A 14,210-nucleotide genomic window follows, 5' to 3' on the forward strand; every position below is an offset into this window, starting at 1 on the left:
GCATGAAATTCATCTTCTATACCCATTCGCTGATTTCGGACTGGAACCATGGCAATGCACACTTTCTGCGCGGCGTCATGCGCGATCTCATCCGCCGTGGTCACGAGGCGCTGGCCCTGGAACCGGAGGAGTCCTGGAGCCGGTCCAACCTGATTGCGGAGCAGGGCCTGGTCCCTATCGAAAAATTCCGAAAGATGTTTCCCGAGCTGACCTCTCAAATCCATGGCGCGGATTTCAACCATGAAGCGGCGATCGACGATGCGGATGTCGTAATCGTCCATGAGTGGAACGAACCCGCGCTGGTGGAGCGGATCGGGCGCGCGCGTCGCGACGGTGGCCGCTTCACGCTGCTCTTTCACGACACCCATCATCGGGCGGTTTCGGCCGAAAGCGATATCGCCGGGCTGAAGATCGACGACTACGATGGTGTCCTCGCCTTCGGTGAAACGCTGCGGCAGCGATATCTGAGGGCCGGATGGGGCAGGGCGGTCTACACCTGGCACGAGGCGGCAGATGATACATTGTTCCGGCCGCATCCGGATATCGCCAAGACCGGTGATCTGATCTGGATCGGCAACTGGGGTGACGATGAGCGTTCTGCCGAGATCATGGAATTCCTTGTCCGCCCGGTGAGGACCCTCGGCTTCGATGCGACCGTCCGCGGCGTGCGCTATCCGCAGCACGCGCTGGAGGCGCTTTCTCAGGCCGGCATCGAATATGGCGGCTGGATCGCCAATGCCGAAGCGCCGCTTGCTTTCGCGCGCCATGGTGCCACGGTTCACATCCCGCGCCGACCCTATGTGCAAAATCTGCCCGGCATTCCGACCATCCGGGTTTTCGAGGCGCTCGCCTGCGGCATTCCGCTCGTTTCGGCGCCCTGGAACGATGCTGAAAACCTCTTCCGGGCGGGCCGCGACTATCTGATGGCGCGCAATGGAGAGGAAATGACACGTCTGCTGGCCGAAGTTCTGACCGACGCCGACCTGTCGAATGCGCTCATCGCCTCAGGGCTCGAAACCATCCGCTCCCGCCACACCTGCCGCCACCGCGTGGATGAGCTGCTTTCCATTCTTGCCGAATGCGGCACGCGCCGCGTCACTGAAAAACTTGGAGCAAAAGAGGCCGCGGAATGAAGATTGCGTTTTACGGATCCAGCATCGTTTCGGCCTACTGGAACGGCGCCGCTACCTATTACCGGGGCCTTCTTCGTGCTTTGGCACAGAAAGGCTATGACATCACCTTCTACGAGCCGGACGTCTATGACCGTCAGAAGCACCGGGACATCGATCCGCCGGATTGGTGCAGGGTAGTGGTCTATGATGGGACAATCGAGGCGTTGAAGAGGGTGGGTACCGATTCCGCGCAGGCCGATATCGTCGTCAAAGCAAGCGGTGTCGGGTTCGAGGACGATCTCCTGCTGCAGGAAGTGCTCGGTAACGCGCGGCCGGGTGCCCTCAAGATATTCTGGGACGTCGATGCACCGGCGACCCTCGCAGAGTTTCGGGTGCATCCGGACCATCCCCTTCGCAAGGCACTCGGCGAACTTGATCTGATCATGACCTATGGCGGCGGAGATCCGGTTGTTGATGCCTATCGGGCACTTGGCGCCGGAAGCTGTATTCCCGTCTACAACGCGCTTGATCCGACGACCCATCATCCGGTGCCGGAAGAAGCGCGGTTCACCTCCGATCTCGGTTTTTTGGGAAATCGTCTGCCGGACCGCGAGGCGCGGGTCGAGCGCTTCTTTCTGGAGCCCGCCATGCGCCTGCCACAGCAGACATTTCTGCTCGGCGGATCAGGATGGGGCGGCAAACCCATGTCTCGAAACGTCAATTTCATCGGGCATGTCTCGACCCGCGATCACAACGCCTTCAATGTGACGCCCAAGGCAGTGCTCAACATTTCCCGCGCGAGCATGGCCGAAAACGGTTTTTCTCCTGCAACCCGTGTGTTCGAGGCCGCTGGTGCCGGTGCTTGTCTGATCACCGACCATTGGGAGGGCATCGAGCTATTTCTCAAGCCGGATGAGGAAGTGCTCGTTGCCCGGGACGGGAAGGATGTCGTCGATATTCTCGCCGGTCTTGATCGCGAGCGGGCAAAGGCAATCGGGGAGCGGGCGCTTACCCGCGTGCTGTCCGAACACACCTATGCGCACCGCGCCGAGCAGGTGGACGCCATCTTTCGTACCTGCTCGAACGCGGCACGGGAGGCGGCCGAATGACGAAGCCCCTCGACATCGTCTTTTTGGGTCTCACACTGTCCTCCTCCTGGGGAAACGGGCATGCAACGACGTTCCGCGCCCTGATCCGTGGCTTGAAGGCGGAAGGCCATCGCACCCTTTTCCTGGAGCGGGACGTGCCATGGTATGCCGGCCATCGCGACCTGCCGGAGCCGGATTTCTGCGAACTTATCTACTATTCCGACATAGGCTCGATGCTCGATACACATCGGGGCCGTATCGTCGGTGCCGATGCGGTGGTGGTTGGCTCCTACGTGCCGGAAGGCGTGAGGCTGATCGATTGCCTGGACGCGCTCGGACCAAAGCGGCTCTGCTTTTATGACATCGACACGCCGGTAACGCTGGCGAAGCTCGACCGTGGCGACGAGGAATATCTGGCGCTGCGCCAGGTTCCGCTCTTCGACGCCTATCTCTCTTTTTCCGGCGGACAGATCTTGATCCGGCTGGAACAGCAATATGGCGCAAGGAAAGCCCTGCCGCTTTATTGCTCGGTCGATGCCGAGCGCTACCGGAACACCAATGAAACTTTCCGCTGGGATCTCGGTTATCTCGGCACGTTCAGCCCCGACCGCCAACCTGCCGTCGACAGGCTGCTCATCGAACCCGCAAGGCGACTGCCGCATCTTCAGTTCGTGGTCGCGGGACCACAATATCCGGCCGATATAGACTGGCCGAAGAATGTCGAACGTATCGAGCATCTGCCGCCGGCCGATCATCCGAGCTTCTACAGCCGCCAGCGGTTCACGTTGAACGTTACCCGCACCGATATGATCGCCGCCGGCTGGTCGCCGAGCGTACGGCTGTTCGAGGCGGCTGCCTGCGGCACGCCGATCGTCAGTGACGACTGGCGCGGCCTCGATGAACTTCTGCCGGATCAGGACGCAATCATCATCGCCAGGCAGACGGAAGATGTGATCGAGGCTTTGACGGAGATCGGTGAGGTCGATCGCCGGTCATTGGCCCGGAAAGCCGAAGCTATCGTTCTCGAAGGCCACACCGGCCTTGCGCGGGCCCGAGAGCTTGCCGCCGATCTCGGACATCTGCCCGAGCGAAAGTCCCGAACGCAACACATGCTTCGGAAAGTCTCAGCCTAAGGAGAGGTGTAATGCTGCAAAAAACCCGAAACGGAAAGGGAAAGACCGTTCTTGTCGCTGGGGGTGCCGGCTTCGTCGGTTCGCATCTATGCGATGCGCTGCTTGCCCGCGGCGATCGGGTCATCTGTGTCGACAGCTATATCACCGGCTCGGAAGACAATGTCAGGCCGCTGGCGAACCATCCTCATTTCCGGCTGATCGAGATGGACATCTGCGTCCTGGAGAGCATCGATGAACCCGTAAACCAGATCTACAATCTGGCCTGCGCCGCCTCGCCACCGCAGTATCAGGCCGATCCGGTGCATACGATGATGACCTGCGTTGCCGGCACCGGCAATCTGCTGACGCTCGCCGAACGGAACGGCGCGTCGTTTCTTCAGGCTTCGACGAGCGAAGTCTATGGCGACCCGGTCGAACACCCGCAGCGGGAAGACTATCGCGGCAACGTCAATTGCACCGGTCCGCGTGCGTGTTATGACGAGGGCAAGCGGGCAGCCGAAGCGCTTTGTTTCGACATGCTGCGCGCCGGCAAGGTCGACGCCCGCGTTGCACGCATCTTCAATACCTACGGGCCGAGGATGCAGCCGCATGATGGACGGATCATCTCCAACCTCCTGGTACAGGCGATCTCCGGTGAGCCGCTGACGATATACGGCACCGGCGAGCAAACCCGCTCCTTCTGCTTCGTCAGTGACCTGGTAGCGGGTCTGATGGCGTTGATGGATGTCGATCCCAATCCTGAAGGCCCGGTCAATCTCGGTAACCCGGGAGAGTTCACCATCAACGAGCTGGCGGCCATGGTGCTGGACATGGTGCCGGCCGGCGGGCGGATCGTCCATCGGCCGCTGCCGCAGGACGACCCGCAGCGCCGGCGGCCGGATATCGCCAGAGCGCGCGAACTGCTCGGCTGGCAGCCGAAAATTCCGCTGTCTGAGGGGCTCAGGCATACCGCGGATTGGTTCGTCGCGACGCTTGGCGAGCACCCAGCCGCCCCGCATTCGTCTAAAGCACGGCGGCCGTCTCCAGTACCGGAAATTCATGCAGGAGCGTGAGCATGGATGTAAGGCGAAGAAGCGAGGATGATTTACGAAGGAAGATCGCCGAGCTTGGCCCCTGGTTTCACAACCTCGAGATCGGCGGTGTGCAGACGGCTCCGGAGCATTTTCTCGGCGATTACCCCAGGTTCAAGTGGGAAGGGTTCAAACACGTCATCCCGGGCGACCTGCAGGGGTGCAGCGTGCTCGACGTCGGCTGCAATGCCGGCTTTTACGCACTGGAGATGAAACGACGGAATGCAGGCCGGGTGGTGGGCATCGATACTGACGCCCGCTATCTGCGGCAGGCGCAATTCGTTGCGGCGGAAACCGGGTTGAATATGGAATTCAAGCAGATGTCCGTCTATGACGTCGGCAAGCTGAATGAAAAGTTCGATCTCGTCATCTTCATGGGGGTACTCTATCACCTGCGTCATCCGCTCTTGGCGCTTGATCTGCTTTACGAGCAGGTCGTCGGGGACCGCATGCTCTTCCAATGCCTGCAGCGGGGTGACGAGCGAATTCCCGATCTTCAGGAGGACTACGATTTTTCGGAATGGTCGGTCTTCGACCGGCCGGACTATCCGAAACTCTTCTTCGTCAAGGAACGATATGCCGGGGACCCGACGAACTGGTTCATCCCCAACAAGCCGGCCGTCGAGGCCATGCTAAGCAGTTCGGGCTTCGTCATCGAAGCCAATCCGGAACGGGAGGTCTATCTCTGCCGGAGGGGCGAGCGGCACTATGCGGTAGAGCCGCCTCCAGGCTCCTGAGGTTTACATTGCCCCAGCTGATCGATCGCACGAGGTTAGCCCGGCCGATATGACGGATAGACGCGAGAAGGACGATCCTGTCGAATTCGAGCACGGCAGCCGCATTATCAGGTCAACTGGCGGGCGGTCGAAGACCCATTAGCGAACAGGCGTTGAGCGAGGTCATTCGCCGCGTTTCTTCGCGCGTGAAACCGCTGTCGAGGCACAGTTTGATGACCGAGCGAAAGCCCTCCACCGGGCGCGGATTGATCGGCTGTCCGAGGTCGGAGCCGAGGATGGTGCGGTCCAAGCCGCCGGCTTCCACATAGTCGTGCAGTTCCTCGGCGGTGAACTGTCGGGAGGGACAGTCGATGAGCATACAGGCGCAATGTTCGAGATGGACATCCATCGACGCGAGTTCTCGCAGGTCGGCGAGATCGGCATCGATCCAGAAGGTCGGGTGCGACACCAGCATGCGCCTGACCCCGCGTTTTTTCGCCTCCGTGAACAGCGGGTACATTTCGCTGACATGCAGATGGCCGCCGCAGAGCACTGCGTCGTGTTCTGCGATCAGATCGATGATTTCCTTGACCTCGTCGCGGAGGATGCCGTTGACTGTCAGCACGCTGAGACCTTCCGGCGGCAGCATTCCAAGCTTGCCGGCCAGATCGTAATAATGAGCGATCCGGAGGTGGTTGGAAGAGGAGAGCGTCGGCATCCAGACCAGCCGCGCACCCATTCCGAGGCCCACCTTGACGGCTCTCGGGTTGAGGCCGCCGAGCGCATTGTTGAGCGGTACGCCGGAGAGGATTTCCAGCTCGTTGCCCGCCGGCCGGTGACGCTTGATGAGTTCCAGCACTGGGGTCGCCGAATAGAAATGGTCCTTGATCAGGATTGCATGCATGCCGGCGGCCTCCGCCTCGGCGATCTCTTCGGCATGGTTGACCTTGCGGCCCATGACCGAGGGGCCACTATGGCAATGGAGGTCCACCGCGCCGCGCAGCAACGCATCGACGGCTTGATCATCGTGGGCATGATGGAGCACCATCGGCCGAAACCCTTGCGCGACTGTTGAAGCGATGACTGGCAGCTTCCAAGCTGTGGGGGAGGCGCCTCGGCGTCCACGGGGTGCGGTATCCTATTTCAATGGTTGAAACAGATGCCCCGCCGCAATAGCCGAGGCCGTGCTTTTGTTTATGATCCGTTGCCACCGGGACAAGAAGCTATAAGCGCCACCCCCGGATCGAGGGAGGAGAAAAATGTGCAAGTTACTGACATCCATCGGTATTGCTCTGCTGGCGTTCACGGGGGTGAGCGCGACGAGCAGTACTGGCCTTGCGGGAGAATGGCCGAAGGACAAGCCGATCACTCTGGTTCACGCATTCGCGGCAGGCAGCGATTATCTGGCGCGCCTGGTTGCCGCCGCCCTGGAAAAGGGCGTCGGCCAGACCGTCATCGTCGAAAACAAGCCGGGTGCGGGCGGCGCGATCGGCACGGGTTACGTGGCACGCCAGAAACCGGATGGTTATACGCTGGTGACGGCATATCCAGGGCCGGCGGCCAATTTTACCAATACGATGCCCGGTTTGCCCTACAAGCCTCTCGAGGATTTCGAGCATATCATCCAGTTTTCGGTCGGCGACATGGTGCTGGTGGCCCGCAAGGACTTCCCCGCGAACAATCTCAGCGAGCTGATCGCCTACGCCAAGGAAAATCCTTCGCAGGTGAGTGCGGGCAACAACGGCATCGGTTCCTATGGCCACATGATCGAGACCGCGATCATGGACATGGCCGATATCGACATCAAGCTCGTCAGCTACAAGGGTAGCCCGCCGATCGTGACCGACATGCTGTCGGCGAGCCTGGATCTCTCGGTGGACTATCTCGGCGACGCCTATATCAAGCATATCGAGACGGGCAGCCTCAAGCCGCTCGCCGTGATCTCTGCCCAGCGTGCGAAAATCCTGCCGAACGTACCAACTTTGAAGGAGGCAGGGCTAGACCTTGTCGCCGTGCCGTGGGGCGGCGTCATGGCGCCCAAGGGCACGCCTCCGGCGATCGTCAAGAAAATCAACCAGGTGCTCACCGAGTATCTGAGGTCGGAAGAGGCGATCAAGAAGTTCGCCGTGGCAGGGCAGGTCGCCGCGCCGACCACGCCGGAGGAGTTCCACAAGATCGTGGTGGACGAGGAAGCACTCTGGCGGGGCATTATCGCCAAATACAAGATCCGGAGCGAATAGGCCGGCGGCTGCTCCGCGAACGGGCAGCCGCCATGTCGGCAAATTCCAGATAATCCGGGAGCATATCCGATGTCGATTGACGTCCTTGCCCGATCGCATGGGCCTGCCGATCCGCTCGTCGGCTGGCTTTCCGGATCGGTCGACATGGCCTGTGATCTTGAGGGGTTGTCGCACCGGGCAACCGGTCTCGACGCGATCGAGATCGCGGGCCAGGCCCAGGAACTGGGGATGAGGGCCATCGTGCTGCAGGCCCATGATTATTGCACTGCGCCGATGGCAGCCTATCTGGCCGATGCGGATTTCAAGAGTGCATCCATGATCTTGCATGGCAGCGTCACGCTGAATACGACAGTCGGCGGCCTCAACGTCTACGCAGCCGAGCATACGCTCATGCTTTCGGGCAAGGTCGTTCACATGCCGACGCTTTCGGCAGAGAACTTCCTCAGGAGGAAGCGCTGGCCGGCGCGTCCGCGGGCCGGTCTCGATGCAGGAGGGCCTGCTCTCAGCGTGGTGGATGCCCGCGGCAAGGTCCTGCCCCAGCTAAAGGAACTGCTGGAGATCGTGGCGGCGAGGGACGGCGTGCTGGGGGCGGGTTTTCTGCATGCCAGCGAAGTGCTGGCACTCTTCGAACAGGCGGCTGCCTGCGGCGTGATGAGGCTGCTGGCGGTGGACCCCATGCACAACAACGGGGCTCGGCCGGGGGATGTGGATGTCATGCTGGGGCAGGGGGCCTATGTCATGATCTCGGCAGCCAGCCAGGGACGCGACCGCAATCTGGCTGCCACCCTGGCGGCGACGCATCCCGACCGGCTCATCCTCGGACTGCATTCGGATGGCGAGGCCAACTCCCTTCGCCAACACTACACGGCGGCTCTGCGAAGCTGGCAGGATTTCGGGCTCGGGGAACTGGAAATCCGGCGGGCGATCGGAGAAAATCCGCGCCGTCTGCTCGATCTGGACAAGCGCGTGAAACACGGAGCGCTTCCGCATGGCTGAGCCCGGTAACGAACCACCGCTGGTGGACGCGCATTTTCACATCTACACCACCGATCTGCCGCTCTCTGCGAGCGCCTGGCACAAGCCGCCGGAAGACGCGGGCGTCGAGAAATTGATCGGGCTGCTCGACGCTCACGGTATCGCATTAGGTGTTGTCGCTGCCGCCAGCTTACATGGCGAATACAATGACCATGTGCGTGGTGCCTTACGCAGACATCGCCGGCTCAGGGCAACCGCAATCGTGTCGCCGTCGATCGGCATATACGAACTGGAGCGAATGCGGGACGACGGCTTCGTCGGGATCAGGCTGATGTGGCGGACGCTTGCGGAGGCGCCGGACATCACGTCGCTGGACTATCGTCGGCTGCTGCGGCGGGTCGCCGATCTCGGCTGGCATGTCCATCTGATCGAACGGGCGGACCGCCTGCCGGTGATGATGCGGGAGATCGAGGCGGCTGGGGCACGCATGGTGATCGATCACATGGGCATGCCCGAAGCCGGCAAAGGCGTGGACGATCCGGGTTTTCGCCTGGTCCTCGATGCCATCGACCGGGGCAATACCTGGGTCAAGCTCTCGGCGGGCTATCGGTTCAAGCCGCTTTCGGCTGCCGTGGACTGCGCACGGGAGCTTATAGAACGGACGAGTGGAGAGCGCCTGGTCTGGGCGAGCGACTGGCCGTTTGCAGCTTACGAAAATCGCGTCACCTACGGCCAGACCGTGGCGGCGCTTTCCGAATGGGTGCCGGATCCTGCCATGCGGCGACGCATCGGCGGGCGCAACGCGCTCGAACTCTATTTCATGTAGCGCGGTATCGAAAATGAATGCACTTGCGGAACTGACGGCCAAGGCGGAGATCCTGTCTCTCGTCACCGAATATTGGAACGAAGTCGATACCAACTGGGGTACGCATGCCCACATGATGTTCACAGAAGACGGCGTATTCGGGTCCGGCCCTTCGGCCTTCGTCGGCCGCGAGCAGATCAAGGCATTCTACGACTGGCGCCGCGGCCGCGGCGATCGCGTCGCGCGCCATCTCGTCAACAATCCGATGATATTAATCGAGGGCGCGGATCGGGCGACGATCAAATATATCATGACCATCTATGCGATCGACGGTCTGCCCGTCCTGCCGGTGAGTGCGCCGAACAGTATTTCGGAGGTCGTCGAAGTGCTGGCGCGCGATGGGACGGGTGGCTGGAAGATCAGGTCGAAGACTTTCACCCACCTGTTCAAGGGCGAGGAGCCGACGACGACGATGCCGGAGCATCTGCGGAATACCCTATTATCAAAAGTAACCCGACCGGACCAAAGTTAGTTTCTGCACCAGACAGATCGGATGCCGTTGAGGAGGAAAACAGCATGAGCATCGAGACGAGACAGCCCGACCGGCACTCGTTCAGTCGCCGAAACGTCACTTTTGCGGCCATCTTCGTATGTTTCAGCGCTGTGACCGGCATCTATGCCTACAGCACGCTCAGCATCGGCACTGCGGCCGAGATGGGGGCCGGCTTCTTCCCCGTCATGCTGTCGATCGTGCTGGCCCTGCTGGCTCTGGCGATCGCCTTCACCCCGATTTCGCCCGGCACCCCGCCGCTTCGCTTTGCCTCCGTCAAGTCGTCCGTTCTGATCATGGGTTCTCCCCTTGTCTTCGCGGCGACGATCCAGTCGCTGGGCCTGGTGATCGCCGTCGCGCTGACGATCTTCTTCTCCAGCTTTGCCAGCCGCTTCGCCAATCTGCGCCAATCCCTTCTGCTATCTACCGGCTTCACCGTCTTTTGCGTCGCGGTGTTCCACTTCCTCCTGAACCTGCCAATCCCCCTCTGGGGCGACCTGATCACGGGCTAGAAACGCCATGGACATCTTCGCCAATCTTGCGCTCGGTTTCGGAGCGGTTCTCGAACCTTCCAATCTGATGTTCTGCTTCATCGGCTGCCTGCTCGGTACTGCCGTCGGCGTTCTGCCGGGCATCGGGCCGCTGGGCACGATCGCCATCCTGCTGCCGGTGACGTTCGGTTTTGCACCCGAGGCCTCGATGATCATGCTGGCCGGCATCTATTATGGTGCCCAATACGGCGGTTCGACTACGGCGATCCTGATCAACCTGCCCGGCGAGGCGACTTCCGCGGTGACCGCGATCGACGGTTACCAGATGGCGCGCCAGGGCAGGGCAGGCGCCGCACTCGCCATTGCCGCGCTCGGCTCCTTCTTCGCCGGCTGCGTCGCCACGCTCGTCATCGCACTCTTCGCCAAGCCGCTGACATCGCTCGCCCTCAGCTTTGGGCCTTCCGACTATTTCGCGCTGATGGTGCTCGGCGTCGTAGCGTCGATCGCGCTGGCGCACGGTTCGGTTCTGAAGGGCCTGGTGATGATCGTGCTGGGCCTGTTGCTCGGCTGCGTGGGAACCGATGTCTATACCGGCAGCATGCGTCTGACGCTCGGCACGCTCGATCTTGCCGACGGCATTCCGATCATCGCCTTCGGTTCGGGCGTCTACGCGATCGCCGAGATCCTGCGCGGTCTGGAGGACGAGAAGGAACAGGAGCGGGATGTGCTGACGACGCGCGTGACCGGTCTGATGCCCACCTGGGCCGACATCAAGGACTCGGCCGGACCGATCCTGCGCGGCACGGGCCTGGGTTCCATCCTTGGAATCCTGCCGGGCGGTGGGGCGATGCTCTCGTCCTTCACCTCCTATGCGCTGGAGAAGAAGATCTCCCTCCATCCGGAACGCTTCGGGCACGGCGCGATTGCAGGTGTCGCCGGTCCGGAATCGGCCAACAATGCCGGTGCCCAGAGCTCCTTCATTCCGATGCTGACGCTCGGCATTCCCTCGAACGCGATCATGGCACTGATGATCGGCGCCTTGATGCTGCAGGGCGTGGCGCCAGGCCCCAACCTCGTCAACGAGAAGCCGGTTCTGTTCTGGGGCGTGATCGTCTCGATGTGGATCGGCAACCTGATGCTGGTTATCCTCAACCTGCCGCTTGTCGGGCTCTGGGTGAAGCTGCTCTCGGTTCGCAATCATCTCTTGTTCCCGGCCATCATCGGTTTCTCGGCGATCGGCGTCTACAGCGTCGGCAACAATCCGTTCGACCTTGTGGTGATGGCGGTGTTCGGCGTGGTCGGCTACGGGCTCACCAAGCTCGATTGCGAACCTGCGCCATTGCTGCTCGGGTTCGTCCTAGGGCCAATGCTCGAAGAGTACCTGCGCCGCGCCATGCTGCTGGCGGATGGCAATCCGCTGGCCTTCTTTCATCGGCCGATCACCGCGGGCTTGCTGACAGTCGCGGCGATAACGCTGTTCGCCGTGCTGTTTCCGGCAATCCGAAATCGTCGCAAGGTGGTGTTTGCCGAGGACGACTGAAGCTCGCGGGAGCGATCGCGGATAGGCGGTCCGCCTGCGGTCGGCGGCATTGCCTTTGTTTCATGCATTGAAATCGTCGGGCGCCGAAGGTGGACCGTCTATCATCCGGCGCTCTAACTGGTTGGGGATCGGAGAGGCGTTCCGCGGGCGCCTGTCGGTTCATCATCCATCCCGATGTTCACAGGTGAAGCTTGCGACGCGTGTTCAGTCTCCATCTCCGCCGGCCGTGCCCATGAGCATGGCCAAGGTTCGGCGCTACAATCCGCTGCTTGCCCTGAAGGACCTGCACTATCGCCGCTTCGCCATCGGCAGTATCGTCTCGGTGCTCGGCATGTGGATGCAGAAGATCGGCGTTGCGTGGCTTGCCTGGGAACTCAGCAGGTCGCCTTTCTGGCTCGGATTGATCGCTGCCGCCGACATGCTGCCGTCGATCTTCCTCAGCAGCTTCGCCGGCTCGCTTGCCGACGCGCATGACAAGATCAAGGTGCTGCGGTCGGCTCAGTTTGTCGCCATCCTGCAGTCCGTCGTGCTCGCGCTCCTGTCGTGGTTGGGACTGACCTCCGTCGAAGTGCTGTTCGGCTTGACGCTGATTCTGGGGGTCTCCAGCAGCCTGGAGCAGCCGGCGCGGTTGTCGCTGATCCGGGAGATCGTGCCGCCAGACTATCTGCATGCCGCAGTCGCGCTCAATGCGCTGAGCTTCAACCTGGCCCGATTCGTCGGACCGATCATTGCGGGCGTCCTGATCAGCGAGGTCAACGTCGGCGTCACCTTTGCGGCGAGCGCCGTGGCGATCGCCTTCTTCTCCTATGCGCTTGCGGTGATCCGGGTGCAGAAGGGCACAGATCGGTCGGTTGACGCCGTTCATGGGTCAGGGACCGCCGACGGTTTCCGTTATGTGCTGGGTCACCGAAGCCTGCTCGCCACGCTGGGGTTGATGGGGGCGACCGGCATCAGCGTCAACGGGATCCTGCAGATGTTGCCGGCCGTCTCCGATGCCCTGTTCGCGAAAGGCATAGACGGGTTTGTCGGATTGATGGCGGCCTCCGCGCTTGGCTCGGTCGTATCCGGCACCATAACTCTCTGGCGGCCGCCGAGCACGCGCGGTGCGCTCAGCATCGCGCTTGCCGCGCTTTGCTCCACGGTCTCCCTCGCGGTGCTCGCGCTGACACCCAGCTTCCACTTGGCGCTCATCGCGATCTTCTGCATGTCGTTTGCCAACATGTATGCGGGGATCGCCGGACAGGCCCTGCTGCAGCTCGAAAGCGAACCCGGCAAGCTGGGGCGGGTGATGGGCATCTACAGCATGATCATTCGCGGCGGACCGGCGGTTGGCAGCTTCCTGATCGGAACGGCGGCCACATTCGTGGGCATGGTTGCGCCCGTGATCGCTGTCTCTGCGCTCGCCGCCTGTTATGCCGGCGTCATTGCTCTCGCCTTTCTCCGGGCTCATTGAAGCCGGACCGGCATTTCATTCCTTGAAATGAAAAAAGAAGCCGCTGGCATAGCTGCCCCTCCCGGACTACCTTTCGTTCGGGCATCGGTTGGGAGACCGATGCAGAGGAATTCTGGGAGGAGTTCTGAATGTTGGAAAGCGAGTTGAAGGAGAGACCGGCCAAATCTCCCCAGCTACCGAAATATAACGATCTTCATTGTAGGGCGAATTCATTGCGTGGCAGCGTCGACGAACACAAGGCCTCCTATGCCCCCGTCGAGTCCGCGCGCCGGGTTCTGCTGTTGTTGCAGGCGCTCAATGCGCAACGTATCGCCACCATCGGTTCGCTGCATCAGGTGACGGGGCTTTCCAAGCCGACCATCGTGCGGATGCTCGAAACGCTGATCAGCGAAGGATATGTGGTGCGCGACAATTTCGTCGGCGGTTACAGCGTTACCTCCAAGGTCGTTTCGCTGGCCTCCGGCTTCACCGGTGCGCCGCTCTTGATCGAGGCGGCGCGATCGCGGGCCGTTGCCCTGACCAACGATATCAAATGGCCGGTAAGCCTTGGAACGCTGAGGGACGGCCATATTCTGGTCAGCTTCACGACGGCGCCGATCAGCCCCTGGGCCTATCCGTTCCCCGTGTTGCACCGTTTCCTCGACCTGGAGCTGACGGCGATGGGGCAGTGTTATCTGACTTTCTGCGACGATGAGGAGCGTGCCCTGCTTCTCAACGCGCTGACCCAGCAGCGCCGCGAACAGGGCAGGCCTTTCGATGCCGCGCGCGTGCTGCGGGACCTGCGGACGACCCGCAAACGCGGCTATGCAAGGGTGGGAGGACCGCGGAGGGTTTTTGACTTCGTGGCTGTTCCGATCCTTGACGGGCAGCGCTGCTCGGCCTGCATGGGGGTCGGCTTCTACCGCACGGCTGTTCCGCCGGATCGCATTCTGGAAACCGTGGTTCAGCCCATGATCGAGGCGGCGTCCGCCATCCAGGTGGATATGCGCAGCCTGAACAGCACCGGCTACTAAGCGACATTCAACCGATATCCGTCG

General features: G+C 61.6%; 14 protein-coding genes. 13 read left to right on the forward strand and 1 reads right to left on the reverse strand.

Translation table 11 applies throughout. The features are described 5' to 3' along the window. Positions 1 to 2 precede the first annotated feature (2 nt). From DMO26_RS10760 to DMO26_RS10780, 5 genes are read left to right on the forward strand one after another with little or no spacing between them, the layout of a single operon-like run. A complete protein-coding gene (locus tag DMO26_RS10760) occupies positions 3 to 1,133 on the forward strand; it encodes a CgeB family protein (protein WP_117192053.1) in 1,131 nt (376 codons plus the stop codon). Further along, positions 1,130 to 2,221, forward strand: coding sequence for a CgeB family protein (locus DMO26_RS10765; protein ID WP_117192054.1), 1,092 nt, complete (start codon positions 1,130 to 1,132; stop codon positions 2,219 to 2,221). Before DMO26_RS10760 ends, DMO26_RS10765 begins: the two co-directional genes overlap by 4 nt. Then, the gene (locus DMO26_RS10770) at positions 2,218 to 3,333 is read left to right on the forward strand and encodes a CgeB family protein (protein WP_117192055.1); all 1,116 of its coding nucleotides are present in this window, start codon (positions 2,218 to 2,220) and stop codon (positions 3,331 to 3,333) included. The genes DMO26_RS10765 and DMO26_RS10770 overlap by 4 nt, the downstream gene beginning before the upstream one ends. A gap of 11 nt (positions 3,334 to 3,344) precedes the next feature. After that, complete coding sequence (locus DMO26_RS10775; protein ID WP_117192056.1) at positions 3,345 to 4,385, forward strand: UDP-glucuronic acid decarboxylase family protein; 1,041 nt, start codon at positions 3,345 to 3,347, stop codon at positions 4,383 to 4,385. 2 nt (positions 4,386 to 4,387) lie between these two features. Next, positions 4,388 to 5,140, forward strand: a complete 753-nt coding sequence (locus tag DMO26_RS10780) for a TIGR04290 family methyltransferase (RefSeq protein ID WP_117192057.1) — start codon at positions 4,388 to 4,390, stop codon at positions 5,138 to 5,140. 112 nt (positions 5,141 to 5,252) lie between these two features. Here the strand turns inward: DMO26_RS10780 and DMO26_RS10785 are convergent, their stop codons facing one another. Next, the gene (locus DMO26_RS10785; RefSeq protein WP_117192058.1) at positions 5,253 to 6,167 is read right to left on the reverse strand and encodes a DUF6282 family protein; all 915 of its coding nucleotides are present in this window, start codon (positions 6,165 to 6,167) and stop codon (positions 5,253 to 5,255) included. A gap of 211 nt (positions 6,168 to 6,378) precedes the next feature. On the opposite strand from DMO26_RS10785, the gene DMO26_RS10790 reads away from it, so the two are divergent. The 8 genes from DMO26_RS10790 to DMO26_RS10825 all read left to right on the forward strand — a co-directional run bounded on the left by DMO26_RS10790 (position 6,379) and on the right by DMO26_RS10825 (position 14,186). After that, positions 6,379 to 7,359 (forward strand): Bug family tripartite tricarboxylate transporter substrate binding protein, encoded by a 981-nt coding sequence (locus DMO26_RS10790; RefSeq protein ID WP_117192059.1) that lies wholly within the window; start codon positions 6,379 to 6,381, stop codon positions 7,357 to 7,359. A 69-nt stretch (positions 7,360 to 7,428) separates the two neighbouring features. Next, complete coding sequence (locus DMO26_RS10795; RefSeq protein ID WP_117192060.1) at positions 7,429 to 8,355, forward strand: DUF6282 family protein; 927 nt, start codon at positions 7,429 to 7,431, stop codon at positions 8,353 to 8,355. Further along, complete coding sequence (locus tag DMO26_RS10800; RefSeq protein WP_117192061.1) at positions 8,348 to 9,160, forward strand: amidohydrolase family protein; 813 nt, start codon at positions 8,348 to 8,350, stop codon at positions 9,158 to 9,160. Before DMO26_RS10795 ends, DMO26_RS10800 begins: the two co-directional genes overlap by 8 nt. A gap of 13 nt (positions 9,161 to 9,173) precedes the next feature. Then, positions 9,174 to 9,671 carry a nuclear transport factor 2 family protein gene (locus tag DMO26_RS10805; protein WP_117192062.1) on the forward strand — a complete coding sequence of 166 codons (498 nt, stop codon included), beginning with the start codon at positions 9,174 to 9,176 and terminating at the stop codon, positions 9,669 to 9,671. 44 nt (positions 9,672 to 9,715) lie between these two features. Next, a complete protein-coding gene (locus DMO26_RS10810) occupies positions 9,716 to 10,201 on the forward strand; it encodes a tripartite tricarboxylate transporter TctB family protein (protein ID WP_117192063.1) in 486 nt (161 codons plus the stop codon). Between the two features lie 7 nt (positions 10,202 to 10,208). Beyond that, positions 10,209 to 11,720 (forward strand): tripartite tricarboxylate transporter permease, encoded by a 1,512-nt coding sequence (locus DMO26_RS10815; protein WP_117192064.1) that lies wholly within the window; start codon positions 10,209 to 10,211, stop codon positions 11,718 to 11,720. Between the two features lie 232 nt (positions 11,721 to 11,952). Then, entirely contained in the window at positions 11,953 to 13,173 is a 1,221-nt protein-coding gene (locus DMO26_RS10820; protein WP_117192065.1) for an MFS transporter, read from the forward strand. A gap of 212 nt (positions 13,174 to 13,385) precedes the next feature. Next, positions 13,386 to 14,186, forward strand: coding sequence for a helix-turn-helix domain-containing protein (locus DMO26_RS10825; protein ID WP_162894810.1), 801 nt, complete (start codon positions 13,386 to 13,388; stop codon positions 14,184 to 14,186). Positions 14,187 to 14,210: the final 24 nt, after the last annotated feature.

This window comes from Rhizobium terrae (genome assembly GCF_003425685.1).
Taxonomy (GTDB): Bacteria; Pseudomonadota; Alphaproteobacteria; order Rhizobiales; family Rhizobiaceae; genus Neorhizobium; species Neorhizobium terrae.